This window comes from Variovorax sp. SG517, from assembly GCF_013376045.1.
Classification (GTDB): Bacteria; Pseudomonadota; Gammaproteobacteria; order Burkholderiales; family Burkholderiaceae_C; genus Variovorax.
Genome location: NZ_JABMJG010000003.1, coordinates 313,479 through 331,263 on the forward strand (window position 1 = coordinate 313,479; position 17,785 = coordinate 331,263).

At 68.2% G+C, this 17,785-nt stretch carries 17 protein-coding genes; 6 read left to right on the top strand and 11 right to left on the bottom strand.

What is annotated here, in order from left to right; translation table 11 throughout:
* Positions 1-29: 29 nt before the first annotated feature.
* The 8 genes from FHT32_RS10810 to FHT32_RS10845 all read right to left on the bottom strand — a co-directional run bounded on the left by FHT32_RS10810 (position 30) and on the right by FHT32_RS10845 (position 8,655).
* The gene (locus FHT32_RS10810; protein WP_176664625.1) at positions 30-2,093 is read right to left on the bottom strand and encodes a DUF3300 domain-containing protein; all 2,064 of its coding nucleotides are present in this window, start codon (positions 2,091-2,093) and stop codon (positions 30-32) included.
* A 168-nt stretch (positions 2,094-2,261) separates the two neighbouring features.
* Positions 2,262-2,903 carry a DUF3299 domain-containing protein gene (locus FHT32_RS10815; RefSeq protein ID WP_176664626.1) on the bottom strand — a complete coding sequence of 214 codons (642 nt, stop codon included), beginning with the start codon at positions 2,901-2,903 and terminating at the stop codon, positions 2,262-2,264.
* A 3-nt stretch (positions 2,904-2,906) separates the two neighbouring features.
* Positions 2,907-4,169, bottom strand: a complete 1,263-nt coding sequence (locus FHT32_RS10820; protein WP_176664627.1) for an ABC transporter permease — start codon at positions 4,167-4,169, stop codon at positions 2,907-2,909.
* Positions 4,166-4,915 carry an ABC transporter ATP-binding protein gene (locus tag FHT32_RS10825; protein ID WP_176664628.1) on the bottom strand — a complete coding sequence of 250 codons (750 nt, stop codon included), beginning with the start codon at positions 4,913-4,915 and terminating at the stop codon, positions 4,166-4,168. Before FHT32_RS10825 ends, FHT32_RS10820 begins: the two co-directional genes overlap by 4 nt.
* A 4-nt stretch (positions 4,916-4,919) precedes the next feature.
* The gene (locus FHT32_RS10830; RefSeq protein ID WP_176664629.1) at positions 4,920-5,501 is read right to left on the bottom strand and encodes a DUF2796 domain-containing protein; all 582 of its coding nucleotides are present in this window, start codon (positions 5,499-5,501) and stop codon (positions 4,920-4,922) included.
* Positions 5,498-6,406, bottom strand: a complete 909-nt coding sequence (locus FHT32_RS10835) for a sulfurtransferase (RefSeq protein WP_176664630.1) — start codon at positions 6,404-6,406, stop codon at positions 5,498-5,500. The genes FHT32_RS10830 and FHT32_RS10835 overlap by 4 nt, the downstream gene beginning before the upstream one ends.
* Positions 6,407-6,449: 43 nt before the next feature.
* Complete coding sequence (locus tag FHT32_RS10840; RefSeq protein ID WP_176664977.1) at positions 6,450-7,367, bottom strand: DMT family transporter; 918 nt, start codon at positions 7,365-7,367, stop codon at positions 6,450-6,452.
* Between the two features lie 148 nt (positions 7,368-7,515).
* On the bottom strand, positions 7,516-8,655 hold the full coding sequence (locus FHT32_RS10845) for an aromatic ring-hydroxylating dioxygenase subunit alpha (protein ID WP_176664631.1): 1,140 nt from the start codon (positions 8,653-8,655) through the stop codon (positions 7,516-7,518).
* A 264-nt stretch (positions 8,656-8,919) separates the two neighbouring features.
* Between FHT32_RS10845 and xseB the strand changes: the two genes are divergently transcribed.
* The 5 genes from xseB (at position 8,920) to FHT32_RS10870 (ending at position 13,630) form a co-directional block, all read left to right on the top strand.
* Complete coding sequence (gene xseB, locus FHT32_RS10850; protein ID WP_007829283.1) at positions 8,920-9,186, top strand: exodeoxyribonuclease VII small subunit; 267 nt, start codon at positions 8,920-8,922, stop codon at positions 9,184-9,186.
* Positions 9,183-10,103, top strand: coding sequence for a polyprenyl synthetase family protein (locus FHT32_RS10855; protein WP_176664632.1), 921 nt, complete (start codon positions 9,183-9,185; stop codon positions 10,101-10,103). The genes xseB and FHT32_RS10855 overlap by 4 nt, the downstream gene beginning before the upstream one ends.
* A 22-nt stretch (positions 10,104-10,125) precedes the next feature.
* Entirely contained in the window at positions 10,126-11,997 is a 1,872-nt protein-coding gene (dxs, locus tag FHT32_RS10860) for a 1-deoxy-D-xylulose-5-phosphate synthase (protein WP_176664633.1), read from the top strand.
* Between the two features lie 113 nt (positions 11,998-12,110).
* A complete protein-coding gene (locus tag FHT32_RS10865) occupies positions 12,111-13,190 on the top strand; it encodes a TRAP transporter substrate-binding protein (RefSeq protein ID WP_176664634.1) in 1,080 nt (359 codons plus the stop codon).
* Positions 13,191-13,285: 95 nt separating this feature from the next.
* Positions 13,286-13,630: a hypothetical protein gene (locus tag FHT32_RS10870; protein WP_176664635.1), complete on the top strand. Its 345-nt coding sequence runs from the start codon at positions 13,286-13,288 to the stop codon at positions 13,628-13,630.
* 6 nt (positions 13,631-13,636) lie between these two features.
* On the opposite strand, the gene FHT32_RS10875 is transcribed toward FHT32_RS10870, so the two are convergent.
* From FHT32_RS10875 to FHT32_RS10885, 3 genes are all read right to left on the bottom strand, one after another.
* A complete protein-coding gene (locus FHT32_RS10875) occupies positions 13,637-14,158 on the bottom strand; it encodes a hypothetical protein (RefSeq protein ID WP_176664636.1) in 522 nt (173 codons plus the stop codon).
* Complete coding sequence (locus tag FHT32_RS10880; protein WP_176664637.1) at positions 14,155-15,705, bottom strand: TRAP transporter large permease subunit; 1,551 nt, start codon at positions 15,703-15,705, stop codon at positions 14,155-14,157. Before FHT32_RS10880 ends, FHT32_RS10875 begins: the two co-directional genes overlap by 4 nt.
* Positions 15,706-15,766: 61 nt before the next feature.
* A complete protein-coding gene (locus FHT32_RS10885; protein ID WP_176664638.1) occupies positions 15,767-16,306 on the bottom strand; it encodes a TRAP transporter small permease subunit in 540 nt (179 codons plus the stop codon).
* A 175-nt stretch (positions 16,307-16,481) separates the two neighbouring features.
* Here FHT32_RS10885 and FHT32_RS10890 point away from each other — a divergent pair, with 175 nt between their 5' ends.
* On the top strand, positions 16,482-17,783 hold the full coding sequence (locus tag FHT32_RS10890; RefSeq protein WP_176664639.1) for an SUMF1/EgtB/PvdO family nonheme iron enzyme: 1,302 nt from the start codon (positions 16,482-16,484) through the stop codon (positions 17,781-17,783).
* Positions 17,784-17,785 lie beyond the last annotated feature (2 nt).

Here is a 17,785-nt window from a genome sequence, read left to right on the forward strand (position 1 = left end):
ACCGGCGGCAGGCGCCGCCGGGCGCCGCACTATTGCTGCTGCCTGGGGTCGCCGGGCCGGTGCTGCTGGTGCTGTTGTTGCTGCTGCTGCCGTGCCGCGGCCGCGGCGGCCATGCGTTGCTGCTGTTGCTGGGCCTGCTGCTGTTGGTGTTGAGCCTGCTGTTGCGCCTGCTGCTGCGCGCGGGCCTGTTGCTGCTGCATCTGCTGCTGGCGCTGTTGCTGCATGGCCTGCATCTGCTGTTGCTGCTGCATGCGCGCGGCCTGCTGCTGGGCCTGTTGCTGTGCCTGCTGCTGCGCCTGTTGTTGGCGGCGCATCTGCTCCTGCTGGGCCATCTGCTGTTGCTGCTGGCGGGCCTGGTTCTGCGCCTGCTGCTGTTGCTGGGCCTGCTGGCGCTGGATCTGCTCCTGTTGCCGCTGGGCCTGCTGTTGCGCACGCGCTTGCTGATCCGCCTGCTGCTGGCGCCGCATCTGGTCCTGCTGCGTCTGCTGGCGGCGTGATTGTTCGAGCTGGGCCTGCTGCTGGCGTTGTTGCTCCTGCGCGGCCTGCTGTTGCTGGCGCTGCTGTGCGAGTTGCGCCTGCTGGGGTTGCTGGGTCTGCACCAGTCCCCGCGCCTGGCGGGCCTGCTGGTCGCGCGCCTGCTGCTGGGCCTGTTGCTGCATCTGCTGCTGGCGGCGCGTCTGCTCCTGTTGGGCCATCTGCTGTTGCTGCTGGCGGGACTGGTCCTGTGCCTGCCGTTGCTGCATGGCCTGCTGGCGCTGGATCTGTTCCTGTTGACGCTGCTGGGCTTGCTGCTGCGCCCGTGCCTGCTGTTGTTGCTGCTGCTGCTGCTGCTGCGCGAGTGCGGCCTGCTGCTGGAGGCGCTGTTGTTGCTGTTGCTGCGCTTGTTGCTGGGCCTGCTGCTGCTGGGCCTGCTGTTGGGCGAAGAGGGCCCGCTGCTGCTGTTGCTGCACCTGTTGCGCGGCACCCGGCCCTGCAGCGAAGTTGGGCGGCGCTCCCGGCGGGAGCACGCCGCGCGGTCCGCCGTTGTTGTTGTAGATGTTGACGTTGCGCACGTTGTTGACCACCGTGGTCGAGCGCGAGACGTAGGTGCTGTTGTTGTAGACCACCGCCGGCCGCGCGTACGCCGGCTGCACGGCGGGGCCGCGGTCGCGCCAGCGCGGCGCGCCCCAGTTCATGTTCCACGAATGCCAGCCCCAGTCGTGGCGCTCGAGCGCGGCGCCCACGATCACACCCGCGCCGAATGCGAGCGCACCGGCCGCCAGCACCTGGCCGCCGCTGTAGCCCGGCGTAGACACCACCTGCACCGGCGGCGCGTACGCGTAGCCCGGATACACAGGCTGCGGCGCGCCGTAGATCACCTGCGGGTCGTAGGCAGGCACGTACACCACGTCGGGCTGCACCGGCTCGATGGTGATGAACTCCTGCGGCGGTTCGACCACCGCGGGGCCCGCGTACACGGGCTGCACGTCGGGAGCGGGTGCGTAGTTGGGCGGCGGCGCGGCGGTGGCCACGCGCAGCTTGTCGTTGTTCTTGAGGCGGCCCGCCTTCGCCGCGCGCTGGCGCATGACCTGGATCGCGTTCATGACGTCGGCCGGGTCGTTGTAGTAGGCCTGCCCGAGCGCCTGGGTCCACGGGATGTTGCCGGCCATCTGGTCGAGGACGGGGCGGAAGGCGGTGAGCGACTTCACGCTCGGGTCCCACGGCTGCTGGTTGGCGGCATCGGCCAGCGGACCGGCCCTGAGGTTGCGGTTCTGCGCGAGCCAGTCGTGCGCCGCGGTGATCTGGTCGGGATAGGTGGCGCCGGCCAGGATCTGCGCCACCAGCTTGTCGGGGTAGAGCGCGATGGGTGCGACCATCTGGTAGAGCTGCTCGGCGCTCGGTGGCGTGTAGGCGGCCTGCACGGGCGCGGCGGCTGGAGGCTGCTGCTGCGTCTGCGGCACCGAAGGCGGTGGGATGGAAGTCGCCGGATCCTGCGTCGAAGCGAGCGGGGCGGGAGTGTTCGTGGGGCCCTTGTCGCAGCCTGCGAGGACGAGGGCGCCGATGCACAGCGAGATCGTCAACAGCCGCGGGGCAGTAGGGAGTTTTTTTGTCATCTGGATTTCCATGAAGACGCCCGGGGCATGCCCGGACTTCTTCAACGGAACTCGGCAGCAAGCGATGACAGAGCTTGCGCCGCGGATGCAACGGTCTGTGTCGGTTCCGTGCCGTCAAGCCTGTCGGCGCAGAACCACACGGGGCGGAGGCCGCGGCCTCCTAGCCTTCTACTTGGAGCCGCCGGTGTACTTGGTGACGGTGGCCGCGCTCACGTGATAGCCGCTCACGCCCATCATCGAATCGTTGCGCAGCGTCTGCAGCTTGCCGGTGACCCACACGGTGTCCATGGCGCGGAACTTGGCGCCCTTCTGCGGCACCACGTGCAGGATCTGGTTGGCAGGCGGCGGCGGCGTGTGGATGCAGGCGCCGAAGTAGGGCACCAGCAGGAATTCGGTGACCTCGCCCTTGGCTTCTTCGAGAGGCACGATGAAGCCGGGGATCTTGATCTCCGCGCCGTTCATCGCCGGATTGGTCGGCGCGTTGTTCGACACCTCCTGCATCTTCATGAGCAGCTCGTTGGCGCGCGGGTCGCCGTCGTCGAGTGCGCTCAGGTCCATGCCCTTGAACTCCTTGGCCGGGTCCCAGTCCTTGGGCACCAGTTCTTCCCAGGTGATCTGGCGCGGCTGGCCGGTAGCGGGCTTGGCCGCCGTTGCGGGCGATGCCTTTCCGCCCAGCGGATTGGTGGCGGTGGTGTCCTTGGGGGCAGGCTCGGCGGCCCATGCGGCGGCGGCGAGGCCGGCACCTGCGATCAGCATTGAAAGCCGAGTGAAAGCTTTGCTCGTGGACAAGGTCTTCTGTGCGATGGGCATGGTTCAAATCCTCGGCGAGAGGCCGTCTGCAAGGGAGAGGCGATAGGCGCGGATGCCGGGCAGCAGGCTCGCCAGCCAACCGGCGGCCAGCAGGCTCGCCATCAGCAGCCATTCGTTCAGTGTAGGTTCGGAAAGGCTCAGTGTCAGCCCGAACTGCGACTGCAGCCATGGCGAGAGCAGGGCGATGCCAAGCACCGCCATCACCAAGCCCAGCACCACGCCGAGCACCGTGACCAGCGCGCCTTCGAGCGCGAGCAGCGCTAGCACATGGCGCAGGCCCGCGCCCACCGCACGCAGCACCGCGAGCTCTCGGCGGCGCTCGTTCAGACCCGCCATCACCACCGACACCAGCCCCGCGAGGCTCACCAGCGCGACAAGTGCCGACATCAGCAGCAGCGCGTTCTCGCCGATGCCGATCACGCTCCACAGCTCGTCGAGCGCCACGCCAGGCAGGATGGCCATCAGCGGCTCGCCGGTGTAGGTCGAGATCCAGCGCTGCACGCCGAACACGGCAGCGCGGTTCTTCAGGCCCACCAGCACGGCCGTCACGTTCTTGGGCGTGAGGTCGAACTTGCGCACCTGCTCGGGCGAGATGTGCACGCCCGGCATCGGCGCGCCGCCCACCCATTCGAGGTGGATGGCTTCCATCGCCGCGAGGCCGATGTGCACCGTGCGGTCGACCGGCGTGCCGGTGCGCGCGAGCACGCCGACCACGGTGAAGGGCTTGTCCGCATGCTCGGCCACGTTGAGTTCGCCGCTGCCGTGCGCGAGCGTGATCTTCTGGCCCACGTGGTAGCTGAGCTTGTCGGCCACCTCGGCGCCGACCACTGCGTCGAAGAGCTCGCTGAAGGGCTTGCCCTCGCGCAGCTTCAGCGTCTGCCTGTCGCCGTAGCGGAAGCGGGTGAAGTAGTCGGTGGACGTGGCCAGCACCGCGAAGCCGCGATGCGAATCGCCGAGCGACAGCGGCACCACCCAGTCGACGCCCGGATGCGCCGACAGCGCCTGCACGCTCTTCCACGAGATGTTGTTGGTGGCCGCGCCGATGCGGAACACCGAGTACAGCAGCAGCTGCGTGGAGCCGGTGCGCGCGCCGACGATCAGGTCGGTGCCCGAGACGGACGATGCGAAGTTCTCGCGCAGCTCGGTGCGGATGCGTTCCACGCCCAGCAGCAGGAACGTGGAAAGCGCGATGGAGAACACCGTCAGCGCGAGCGTGAAGCGCCGGTTCCAGGCGCTGCGCCATGCGATGGAAAAGAGTGCTTTCATGCATCCACCGCCATCGCGTTGGTGGCGGCGCGGTTGATTTCAGGCAGCAGCACATGCCGCGCGAAGCGCTGCGCGATGCGCTGGTCATGGCTCACGAACACGAGTGCGCTGCGGTGCTCGGCGCAGGCCGTCAGCAGCACGTCGAGGAAGGCTTCGCGCCGGTCCTCGTCGAGCGCGGAGGTGGGCTCGTCGGCGATCACCACCTCGGGCTGGCCGATGAGCGCGCGCGCCGCGGCCACGCGCTGCTGCTGGCCCACCGAGAGCTGCAGCGCCTGGCGGCCCCACAGGTTGCGGTCCAGCCCCATCTGGTCGAGCAGGTGCTCGGCCTCGCCGCGCGAGCTGCCGTTGCGCGACGCATTGGCCTCGCGCCGCTGCGAGAAGCGGCAGGGCAGCAGCACGTTGTCGATCACGCTCAGGTACGGCAGCAGGTTGAACTGCTGGAAGATGTAGCCCACGTGCGCCACGCGGCTGCGGTCGCGCTGCGTGCCCGAGAGCTTCGACCAGTCGTGGCCCAGCAGCGTGACGCGGCCTTCGTCGGCCACCAGCACGCCGGCCAGCAGCGACAGCAGCGTGCTCTTGCCGCAGCCGCTCGGGCCGTGCAGGAACACCGATTCGCCGGCAGTGATGCGGAAGGCCTCGATGTCGATGCACGGAGTCTTGGCCGAGGGCCATGTGAAGCGCAGCGCCTCGGCCGCGAGCACGACGCGCAGGGCCGACGAGGCCTGCGCTGGAGGGAGGTCGCTCACGGTGTCACTTGCCCCAGCTCAGGCGCGCGGGCTGCGAGGCCTGGGCGCCGGCAGGGCGCTTGAGCTGGCGCTTGAACTGGCCCTGCGCGGTGGCGATCTGCGAGTCGATCTGGCGCAGGCCCTTGAAGGCGCCGAACAGGTTCAGGTCGATGAACTTCGCGGCGGCCGCGTTGGTGCAGTTGAAGGAGAAGGTGGCGTCGAGGTCGGCGTGGCCGACGGGCTCGCTGGGGTCGGGGTTGCCGAGGCCCAGCGCGCCGGAGCGCAGGTCGACCGGGCCCAGCTTGCAGTTGGCGGCGGGGTCGACCACGAAGAGCTTGTCGGCCGCGCGCAGCTGGGCCACGGCGTCTTCCACGATCTTCTTCTCGGCGTCGGTCTTGGGGGCGCGTTCGAAGCCGACGATGTTGTCGAGAGGCGATTCCATGTCGATCACCACCGTGGGGCCGTCGACGGCCACGTCGAGCTTGAGCTGGCCGTGCACGTGGGCGTGCTGCTGCTGGGCCTGGGCGGTGAGGAAGGGGGCCGCCGCGAAGAGCGCGGCGGCTGCGATTGCGAGACCGGTGTTGCGTCGGAGTCGGATGTGCTTCATGGTTCGGCGCCTTGCCGGGTCGGCAGCCCCGGCGTGTTGCTCCATTCGCTCCAGCTGCCGGCATAGAGCGCGGTCGTCCCGAATCCCGCGATCTGCATGGCAAGCAGATTCGGCACGGCGCTCACGCCGCTGCCGCACTGGTGGACGACTGTCGCCGCATCGCGTCCCGCGAGCAGCGCTTCGAACTCGGCACGCAATTGCGATGCCGGCTTGAACTTGCCGTCGGGACCGATGTTGTCGGCGAAAGGCCGGTTGAGGGCCCCGGGGATGTGACCGGCGATCGGGTCCAGAGGTTCCACCTCGCCGCGGTAACGGGCACCGGCGCGTGCGTCGATCAGGTTCTGGTCAGGCTGGCCGAGCCGGCGCACCACCATGTCGGTGGTGACGAGCTTCGCGATGGGCTCGCCCGCGACGAAGTTCGACTGGAAGCGCGCGGGCTCCTCGCGGTCGGTGACCTCGCCGCCCGCGGCCTGCCAGGCCTGCAGGCCGCCGTCGAGCACGGCCACCGCGTCGTGGCCCATCCACTTGAGCATCCACCACAGGCGGCCGCAGTAGTTGGCGCCGTTGCGGTCGTACACCACGGCCTGCATGTCGTTGGCGAAGCCGATGCTGGAGAGCCACGCGGCGAACTTCTCGCGGCTGGGCAGCGGATGGCGCCCTCCCGATGCGGGCACGCCGTCTTCCTTTGCCACGACGACTTCGCCGTGCGCGCCGGGGGCACCGTGCTTCGCGCTGAGGTCGGTGTCGAGGTTGGCGTAGAGCGCGCCTGGAATGTGCGCGGCCGCGTATTGCTGCGCGCCGGCTTCGGGCTTCATGAGGTCGAAGCTGCAGTCGAACACCATGAAGGGCTTGCCGCTGGCCTGCAGCTGCTGCAGTTGTTCGGCGGAGATGAGGGTGTCGTACATGGCGCTTGCTCCTTGGGGAATCTGGAAATGCACGCTGCCTGCGTCAGTGTTCCTCGGCCGGCGCCTTGGGCACGGCCCGTTGTCGCAACACGGTTGCAGCAATGCCGCTGGCGATGATAAGGGCCATGCCGGCCCAGCCCGCGGCGTCGATGCGTTCGTGGAACAGCACCACGCCGTAGAACGCCGCGAAGACGATGCCCGAATACTGCAGGTTGGCGACCACCAGCGTGCCGGCCTGCGTCTTGGCGGTGGCGTAGGCGCGCGTCATGCACAGCTGGCCGAGCGCGGCGAGCAGCCCGATCGGCAGCAGCCACAGCGCATGCTGCCATGTCCAGGAGCTGTCGCCCGAAAACCCGGTGAAGGCCGTGGCGATGCCGCCGGCCACGGCCGAGCCGACCGCGAAGTAGAAGACCGTGCGCAGCTCCGGCTCACCGATGCGCGAGAGCGCCACCACCTGCATGTAGGCGAAGGCGGCCGTCAGCCCCGAAAGTAGCCCCAGCAGGCCCGCGAAGCCTTCGTTGCCGTTCACCGTGGGCTTGAGCATGAGCACCACGCCCACGAAGCCCGCGAGCACGGTCATCGCCAGCGTGCCTTGCAGCGGCGGGCGCTCCACGCGGCCGTCGCGTCCGGGCACCGGCACCCAGGCCAGCAGCGCGCCGCCGACCAGGAAGGCCGCGACCCACACGCTGCTCATGTAGTTGAGCGTGACGGCCGTGGCCAACGGCATGTGGGCGATGGCATAGAACCACGCGCCGAGCGACACAACGCCGATGGTGCTGCGCCAGGCATGCATGCCGGGATACTTCGTGGCCAGCGACACGCCGCGGTTGCGTGCCAGCAGCCAGAGGAAGACGATGCCGATCAGGCCGCGCCCGAGCACCATCTCGCCGCTGTTGAACCACGCCGAGGCGACTTTCACGACCACGCTCATCGTGGCGAACAAGAAGGCGCCGAGCACCATCCACAGGGCTTGCACTATTGGTTCTCCCCCAGGCTTCGCGCACTTCGTGTCGCTTCTCCCACCCCCTCGCCGGGGGGCAACACCAGCGGCCCGGCAAAGCCGGTTCCGCGGTGTTCCTGAAACACCCGTCGATGAGGCAGTCATCGACTCAGGCGTTCTGCATCGCGCTGCGGTACCACTCGTGGAACTGCTGCATGCCGTCTTCCATCGGGCTCTGGTAGGGGCCGGTCTCGTTGTCGCCGCGCAGCATCAGCGCGCGGCGGCCGGCGTCCATGCGCTCGGCGATCTCGTCGTCCTCCACGCAGGTCTCCATGTAGGCGGCCTGCTGGGCCTCGACGAACTCGCGCTCGAAGGCGACGATTTCCTCGGGGTAGAAGAATTCGACCATGTTGAGCGTTTTCGTCGGGCTCACGGGGTGCAGGGTCGACACCGTGAGCACGTGCGGATACCACTCGACCATCACGTGCGGATAGTAGGTCAGCCAGATGGCGCCGTACTTGGGCGGCTTGCCCTCGCGGTACTTGAGCAGCTGCTCCTGCCACTTCTGGTAGACCGGGCTGCCCGCGCGGCCCAGGCGGTTGGCCACGCCCACCGTCTGCACCGAATAGCGCGGCTTGAACTCCCAGCGCAGGTCGTCGCAGGTGACGAAGCTGCCCAGGCCGGGGTGGAACGGGCCGACGTGGTAGTCCTCGAGGTAGACCTCGATGAAGGTCTTCCAGTTGTAGTTGCACTCGTGCAGCTCGACGCGATCGAGCGCGTAGCCCGAGAAGTCGAGGTCGGCCTGCGGGCCGAGGCCGGCCATGTCGGCCGCCACGTCGGGGCCGGAGCCGTCGGCGTTCTTCTCGAACAGCAGGCCGTTCCACTCCGTGAGCGGGTAGTTGTGCAGGTTCAGGCAGGGGTCCTGCTCGAAGTGGGGGGCGCCGATCAGCGTGCCGGTGGTGCGCGGGTCGGCCGCGGCGTAGGTCCAGCGGTGCAGCGGGCACACGATGTTGCCGCCCGACTGGCTCTCGAGCTGGCCGCGGCCCTGCAGGATCAGGGCCTGGCGGTGGCGGCAGACGTTGGAGATCAGCTCCACGCCCTTGGGCGTGTGGACGAGGGCGCGGCCCTGGTGCTCCTGGGGCAGGGTGTGGAAGTCGCCCATCTCGGGCACGGCCAGGCGATGGCCGACATAGCGGGGCCCTCGCGAGAAAAGGTTCTGCATCTCGCGGGCGAAGAGCGCCTCGTCGAAATACGCGGAAACTGGAAGTTGGCTCGCGGCCTGCTGCAGTTGAAGACTTAAATCAGACATGGAGGACCTGACCAAGCTCCCCACAGGGAGAAAAGGAAGAAAAGAACGGAAGGCGCCGCCAGGAGGATTCGGCGGCCCGAAGCAGTGTTGAACGTCGTCAACGAGAGAAGTTCGCATTGTACCCGGGGCCATTTTTTCGGCCTCCCGGCTTCCCGCGCCGTTTCGCAATGTGCGATCGGCCTCCGCCAGAGGAGGGGGCGGCCCGCCCGCCACTTGTTCCGGTCACGGTCCTAAAATGCCTCGTTTCACCCACGTTTCGCTTGCATGCCCAAGGTGCCCCCTCCTTCCTCGTCCAGCCCGGCGGCAACGCCCGACACGGGTCCGCTGCCAGCCAGTTACGAAGCCGGGCTCCAGGAACTGGAGCAACTGGTCGCGGAACTCGAGTCGGGCCAGCTGCCGCTGGACCAGCTGCTAGTCAGTTACCAGCGCGGCGCGGCGCTGCTGGCCTTCTGCCGCGACAAGCTGCAGGCGGTCGAAGACCAGATCAAGGTGCTCGATTCGGGCAGCCTGAAGGTCTGGACGCCTGAATGAGCGCCGCCACGCTGAATTCCGGCCACTGGGACGCCCGCACGCTCGCCGGCTGGAGCGAACCCCACCTGGCGAATGTCGAGTCTGCGCTGTCGCGCTGGGTCGGTGTCGATGCCCCGGTGCTGCTGGGCGACGCCATGCGCTACGCCGTGCTCGACGGCGGCAAGCGGCTGCGGCCGCTGCTGGTGCTGGCCGCCAGCGAGGCCGTGGGAGGCAACAAGGCCGCGGCCCTGCGCGCGGCCTGCGCCACCGAGCTGATCCACGCCTATTCGCTGGTGCACGACGACCTGCCGTGCATGGACAACGACGTGCTGCGCCGCGGCAAGCCCACGGTGCACGTCAAGTTCGGCGAAGCCGATGCCCTGCTGGCCGGCGACGCGCTGCAGGCGCTGGCCTTCGAGCTGCTCACCCCCGAAGGCGACGAGATTCCCGCCGCCACCCAGGCCCTGCTGTGCCGCCTGCTCGCGCGCGCCGCGGGCAGCCAGGGCATGGCCGGCGGCCAGGCCATCGACCTTGCCAGCGTCGGCATCGCCTTGAACGAAGCGCAACTGCGCGAGATGCACCGCCTGAAGACCGGCGCGCTGCTGCAGGGCAGCGTCGAGATGGGCGCCGCCTGCGGCACGGTGAGCGCTGCCGCGCTGGCCGCGCTGCGCGATTACGGCGCGGCCATCGGCCTCGCGTTCCAGGTGGTCGACGACATCCTCGACGTCACGGCCGATTCGCAGACCCTGGGCAAGACCGCCGGCAAGGACGCCGCGGCCGACAAGCCCACCTACGTGTCGCTGCTCGGCCTCGACGGCGCCCGCGCCCAGGCCCGCCAGTTGCTGGCCGACGCGCTCGCCGCGCTGGAGCGCAGCGGCCTGGCCGATACCGCCGCGTTGCGCGCCTTGGCCCACATGGTGGTCGACCGCGACCGCTGAGAGAAAAGAACAAACCTCCCCCATGGCTGCTCCGCTGCTTCCCACACTCCACGACCCTTCGCCCATCCGCAAATACGACCGGGCCCAGCTGCGCCAGCTGTCCGACGAGGTGCGCGCCTGCGTGCTCGACAACGTTTCCCGCACCGGCGGCCACCTGAGCTCCAATCTCGGCACGGTCGAACTCACGGTCGCGCTGCACCACGTGTTCAACACGCCGCACGACCGGCTGGTGTGGGACGTGGGCCACCAGACCTATCCGCACAAGATCCTCACGGGCCGGCGCGAGCGCATGCCCACGCTGCGGCAGATCGGCGGCATCTCGGGCTTTCCGCAGCGCAACGAGAGCGAGTACGACACCTTCGGCACCGCCCACTCGTCGACCAGCATCTCGGCCGCGCTCGGCATGGCCATGGCTGCCAAGCAGAAGGGCGAGGACCGCTACACCGTGGCCATCATCGGCGACGGCGCGCTTACTGCCGGCATGGCCTTCGAGGCCCTGAACAACGCGGGCGTGTGCGACTGCAAGCTGCTGGTGATCCTGAACGACAACGACATGTCGATCAGCCCGCCGGTGGGCGCGCTCAACCGCTACCTGGCTCAACTGATGAGCGGCAACTTCTACGCCGCCGCCAAGAACGTCGGCAAGAGCGTGCTGCGCAATGCGCCGCCCTTGTTCGAGCTGGCCAAGCGGCTCGAGCAGCATGCCAAGGGCATGGTCGTGCCGGCCACGCTGTTCGAGCAGTTCGGCTTCAACTACGTCGGCCCGATCGACGGCCACGACATCGATTCGCTGGTGCCCACGCTCGAGAACCTCAAGCACCTCGACGGCCCGCAGTTCCTGCACGTGGTCACGAAGAAGGGTCAGGGCTACAAGCTGGCCGAGGCCGACCCCGTGGCCTACCACGGCCCCGGCAAGTTCGACCCGCAGGTGGGGCTGGTCAAGCCGGCCTCGGCACCCAAGCAGACCTTCACGCAGGTGTTCGGCCAGTGGCTGTGCGACACCGCCGCGGCCGACGGCCGCCTCGTGGGCATCACGCCCGCGATGCGCGAGGGCTCGGGGCTCGTCGAATTCGAGAAGCGCTTCCCCGACCGCTACTACGACGTCGGCATCGCCGAGCAGCACGCCGTGACCTTCGCCGCGGGCCTCGCATGCGAAGGGCTGAAGCCGGTGGTCGCGATCTACTCGACCTTCCTGCAGCGCGCCTACGACCAGCTGATCCACGACGTCGCCATCCAGAACCTGCCGGTGGTGTTCGCGCTCGACCGCGCTGGCCTCGTGGGTGCCGACGGCGCGACGCACGCGGGCGCGTACGACATCCCGTTCCTGCGCTGCATTCCGAACATGAGCATCGCCTGTCCGGCCGACGAGCGCGAAACGCGCCAGCTGCTGACCAGCGCATACGAGCAGAACCATCCGGTGGCCGTGCGCTATCCGCGCGGTTCGGGTGCCGGCGCCGCGCCGCATCTCACGCTCGATGCGCTGCCCTTCGGCAAGGGCGAGATCCGCCGCGAAGGCCGGCGCATCGCCATCCTGGCCTTCGGCACGCTGCTGTATCCGGCGCTCACGGCGGCGGAATCGCTCGACGCCACGGTGGTCAACATGCGCTGGGCCAAGCCGCTCGACGTCGAGCTGCTGCTGAAGGTCGCGGGCACGCACGATGCCATCGTCACGCTGGAAGAGGGCGCGATCATGGGCGGCGCGGGCAGCGCGGTGCTCGAGGCGCTGCAGGCGGCCGGCGTGCAGAAGCCGGTGCTGCAGCTGGGCCTGCCCGACCGCTTCATCGAGCATGGCGATCCGGCCAGGCTGCTCGCATCCATCGGGCTGGATGCGATCGGCATCGAGGCGTCGATCCGCGAGCGATTCGTTCGCAATAGCGGCAACAGCGCAGGGTAAACCCGCCCCGGGACGTGTAAGCGCGTTTTTACAATCCCCGGGACTTACACAAAAGTCCCCAACGCGGTCACAAGCCGCGTTTCGTTTTTTCAAAGAACTCGGAGAGCTATCTAATGGATCGTCGTTCCCTCATCAAAAACGCCGGCATCGCCGGCGTTCTGGCTGCCGGCATCGCCCCCGCGGTTCACGCGCAAGCCGCAGTTCGCTGGCGCCTGGCGTCGAGCTTTCCCAAGTCGCTGGACACCATCTACGGCACGGCCGAAGTGTTCGCGAAGAGCGTCAGCGACATGTCGGGCGGCAAGTTCCAGATTTCCGTGCATGCCGGCGGCGAGCTGATGCCCGCGTTCGGCGTGGTCGACGGCGTGCAGAACGCCTCGGTCGAAATGGCCCACACGGCTCCGTACTACTTCTACGGCAAGGACCCGACCTTCTGCCTGGGCTGCGCAGTGCCCTTCGGCATGAACACCCGCCAGCAGAACGCCTGGATGTACGAAGGCAACGGCCTGAAGCTGATGCGCGCCTTCTACGCCAAGTACAACATCATCAACCTGCCCGGCGGCAACACGGGCGCGCAGATGGGCGGCTGGTTCCGCAAGGAGATCAAGTCGGTCGCCGACCTGAAGGGCCTGAAGTTCCGTACCAACCCGTTCGCCGGCAAGGTGCTCGAGCCCTTCGGCGTGATCCCGCAATCCATTCCCGGCGCCGACCTGTACCCCGCGCTCGAGAAGGGCACGCTGGACGGCCTGGAGTGGGTCGGTCCCTACGACGACCAGAAGCTGGGCTTCAACAAGATCGCCCCGTTCTACTACTACCCCGGCTGGTGGGAAGGCGGCCCCGAGCTGGACTTCTACATCAACACCAAGGCATGGGAAGGCCTGTCGGCCGAGTACAAGGCCATCGTCGAAGCGGCTGCCTCGCACGCCAACATCACGATGACGGCCAAGTACGACTCGAAGAACCCGATCGCGCTGAAGCAGCTCGTCGGCTCGGGCACCAAGCTGCGCCCGTTCTCGCAGGACGTGATGAACGCCGCCTTCAAGTCGGCCCAGCAGATCTACTCGGACCTGAACAACACCAACCCCGAGTGGAAGAAGATCTACGGCGACTGGTCGAAATTCCTGGCCGACCAGAACGCCTGGTTCCGCTACACCGAAGGCACCTTCGACCGCTTCATGCAGCAGCAGAAGCTGTAAGAGGCCTCGCCTCGTCGAACAGGAAGCCCTGCCGGTCCCGGCGGGGCTTTTTTTCGTCGATGCGCGGCTTTCCACTTTCCAGCAGGTCCCGCCCGATGCTCCGAACGTCGTCCCTCGCCGCTTTGCTCTTCATGGCCGCGCTCGCTCCGGCCGCCCAGGCCGCCGGCGGCACGGGCAGCTATACGCTGCCGTGGAACACGCCCGGCGAGGTGCTGGAGTACCGTTCCTGCGGCTGCGGCGATTCGTGCTGGGTGGCCGAACTGCGCGATGCGCGCACGAAGGCGCTGAAGGGCCGGCTGCGCTGTGATTGCGAGCGGCTCCACGCCGCGGTGGGTCCGAAGGGCAAGGAGAGGGAGCAGGCTGCCATTTGCCCGGCCGGTGATGGCGCCGACAAGCCGCAGGCCATCGGCGAAGCGATGCAGCGGCTGCTGCGCCGATAGGGTTCGCTATGCCTGCGGCGGCGTGGGCGGAATGGTCCGCTTCGCCACCTGCTCGCCGAAGGCCACGAGCACGGCGGCGTCGGCCGAGTGGAACCAGGTCATGCCGCCGAAGCGCCGGCGCACCAGCAGGCGCGGTGCGATCACGCGCTCCAGCATGCGGATGTGCACCAGCTTGAGCTGCGCCACTTCCTGCGCGCTCACGCGCTTGTCCCAGAGCCAGGTCTGCACCAGCACGTCGCCTTCGAGCCGGGTGCGGCTGTAGACGATCCAGTAGCCGACCCACACCACGCACAGCGCCGCGATGCCCATCACCACCAGCGCGCTGGCCGACCAGTCGGCCGTGCGCAGCGAGGGGAGGCTCCAGATCGCGAAGGCGAAAAGGTCGACGACCAGCACCACCGCCAGCGTGCGCAGCAGCGGCGGGAAGGCGGGGCTTTCGATGATTGCCCCGGCTGCTTCGTCGCCGGGGCTGTTGTCGTCGTCTTGTTGTTTTGGTTCTTCAGCGGGGCCGTGGGCTCGGTCGCTCACGGCTTGGCGGCTTCACCGGAAGCCGGCGGCGCATCGGTGGACGGCGGCGGCGTGGAGGACTCGTCCTTCTTCTCGTTGCCGAACGGGTCTTCCATGTTCACGCCGTTGTTGTCGGGCGAGCTGGGCTGCTCTTCCACCGGCATGTCGAGGTTGACCTTGTCGATGTCGACGACCTTTTCCTTCTCGAGGAACACGGTGACCGTCTGCGGGAAGAAGATCACGATGGCCACCAGCAGCAGCTGCATCGCCACCCACGGCACCGCGCCCAGGTAGATGTCGCGCGACTCCACCTTCTTGGGCAGCGCCCCGTTCTTGAAGAGCGTGTCCGCTATGCCCCGCAAATAGAACAGCGCAAAGCCGAAGGGCGGGTGCATGAACGAGGTCTGCATGTTCACGCACAGCAGCACGCCGAACCACACCATGTCGATGCCCAGCTTGTGGGCCACCGGGCCCAAGAGCGGCAGGATGATGAAGGCGATCTCGAAGAAGTCGAGGAAGAACGCGAGGAAGAACACGAAGATGTTCACCGCGATCAGGAAGCCGACCTGGCCGCCGGGCAGGCCCGAGAGCATGTGCTCGATCCACTTGGCGCCGTCCACGCCCTGGAACACCAGCGAGAACACGCGCGAGCCGATCAGGATGAACACCACCATGGCCGTCAGGCGCATGGTGCCTTCCATGGCGTCCTTCAGCAGCTGCCAGTTCAGGCGGCGGTGGATCAGCGCGAGGACCAGCGAGCCCACCGCGCCCATGGCGCCGGCTTCGGTCGGCGTGGCGATGGCCTTGTCCATGAAGGGCAGGCCGCCCATCGAGCCGAGCACCGCGAAGATCAGGATGGCCGACGGAATGATGCCGCGCAGGCACTTGCCCCACAGCGCCCAGCCGTTGAGCGTGCGCGCACTGGCCGGCAGGCCCGGCACGTAGCTCGGGTAGAGGCGACCGACCATGAAGGTGTAGATCGCGAAGATGATCACCTGCAGGATCGACGGGCCCCATGCGCCCTTGTACATCTGGCCCACGTCGGTGCCGAGCTGGTCGGCCATGACGATGAGCACCAGCGAGGGCGGCACCAGCTGCGTGATGGTGCCCGAGGCCGCCAGCACGCCGGTGGAATAGCGCATGTTGTAGCCGTAGCGCATCATGATCGGCAGCGAGATCATCGCCATCGCGATCACCTGGCCGGCCACCGTGCCGGTGATGGCGCCGAGGATGAAGCCCACGATGATCACCGAGTAGCCGAGGCCGCCGCGCACCGGGCCGAAGAGCTGGCCCATGGAGTCGAGCATGTCCTCGGCGAGCCCGCATTTCTCCAGTACCGCTCCCATCAACGTGAAGAACGGAATGGCGAGCAGCGTTTCATTCGAGAGGATGCCGAAGACGTTCAGCGGCAGGTTGGCCATGAAGCCGGCCGGGAACCAGCCCATCTCGATGGCGAAGAAGCCGCAGATCAGGCCGAGGGCCGAGAGCGAGAACGCGACCGGGAAGCCGATCAGCATGATCACCACGAGCCCCGCGAACATGATCGGGGCGAAATTTTCCATGTGCATTTCTACTTGTCCTGCGGTGCGGGAGAGGGCGGTGGCGTAAGGGCGCGGGGAACTGCGCCCGTCACTGCACCGGCTTCTCGTAGTGCGTGTCCATCTCGATCAGGCCGCGCAGGTAGGCGATGCGCTTGATGATTTCCGAGACGCCCTGCAGGAACATCGCCGCGAAGCCCACGGGCATCAGCAGCGCCGCGGGCCAGCGGATGAGGCCGCCGATGTTGCCCGACATCTCGCCCGTGACCCACATGTTCCAGAAGAAGGGCCAAGTGAGGTAGGTGAAGAGGCCCATCACCGGCAGCAGGAAGAAGATGAGGCCGAAGAGGTCGACGTAGACCGGCCCGTAGCCCTTGAGCTTGCCGTAGATGATGTCCACGCGCACGTGCTCGTTGAAGCGCAGCACCACGGGGGCGCCCAGCATCACGGTGGCCGCGAACAGGTACCACTGGATCTCGAGCCAGGCGTTGCTGCTGAAATCGAGGCCGTAGCGGATGAGTGCGTTGCCGGCCGAGATGAGCGATGCCGCCAGGACGGCGTAGCCAGCGATCTTGCCGAGTTTTTCGCTGATCCAGTCCATGCCGGTCGCGAACTTGAGGAATGCAGACAAGGGGGTGTCTCCCACGAATCCCGAAGGTGGAGCGCCGGCCCCTGGTGGGGGCTGCGCAAAGCCCGCGATGTTACCCCGGTGAACCTTTGTATTGCCTTGCAACCGGGGCAGGGGTTTACCCGGAATGCGGGCCGGCCGGCCGGCGTCGCGGGGGAGCCGGTCGCCATAATCGTCCATGTCCTCGCGCCTTCCGCCTTCCACGCCTTCGGGCGCAGCTGGCCAGCCCCATTCGATCGATTCGCCCGACATGTGCCGGGCCGGCCGGGAGCTTCTTTCGCTGGCGCTGATCGACGCGCGCAACCACACGCTGCACCTTCTGTCGCTCTACGAGCAGGCGCTGGGCGCCGAAGCGCTCGCCCGGCCGCCGGGGTCCGACGAAGACGGCGTGGTGCCCGCGGCCTGGCTGGCCGGCCACATCGGCTGGTTCGCCGAATGGTGGATCGGGCGCAACACCCAGCGTGCCTTCGGCGCCGACTGCCCGATGCGGCCCACGCGGCTGGCCGCCATCGACCCCGGTGCGGACGACTGGTGGAACCCTGCCCATTCCGGCCCGGGACGCCGCTGGCCGCCCGACCTGCCGGACCTCGCCCAGACCAAGGCCTACCTGCTCGAAACCCTGGAAAGCACGCTCGAGCTGCTGGACAACGCCGCCGAGACCGACGCCGGCCTGTACTTCTACCGCCTCGCCCTGTTCCACGAGGACATGCGCGGCGAGCAGTTCGTGGTGATGGCGCAGACCATGGGGCTGCCCCTGGGCGTCGAGCAGGCGCCCATGGCCGTCACGCGCGAGCCGCTGCTGCTGCCGGCCACGCGCTGGGAGCTGGGCATGCCCGAAAGCGGCTTCGCCTTCGCGCAGGAGCGCGCGGCGCACCGGGTGGACGTGCCCGAGTTCGAGATCGACGCCCAGCCCGTCACCTGGAACCAGTACGTCGAGTTCGTCGAGGACGGCGGCTACGACCGCGAGGAGCTCTGGCACGGCGAAGGCTGGCGCTGGCTCTCGGCGCAGGTAGAGGGCCGGCGCGGGCCGCGCCACATCGAGCAGATCGGCGCGGCGCGCAACGGCACGGGCGGCTCGGTGCTGCAGCAGCGCTTTGGCGCCACCGTGCGCGCGGCGGGCCACCACAGTGCCGTGCACCTGAGCTGGTGGGAGGCCGATGCCTGGGCGCGTTGGGCCGGGCGGCGTGTGGCGACCGAGGTCGAATGGGAGATCGCCGCGCATATGGCGGCGCGCCGCGGCTTCCGCTGGGCCGACGTGCACGAGTGGACCGCCGGCACCCTGCAGCCCTGGCCCGGCTATCGGGCCGACCCGTGGAGCGCGGGCACCGAGTTCGATCCGGCAGCGGTCTTCGGACGGGCGCGCGTACTGCGCGGGGCCTCGTTCGCTACGCGCGCGCGCCTGCGCTCGCTGCGCCGCCGCGGTTTCGCGCTGCCCGGGCGCGACGACGGTTTCTTCGGTTTCCGGACCTGCGCGCTCTGACC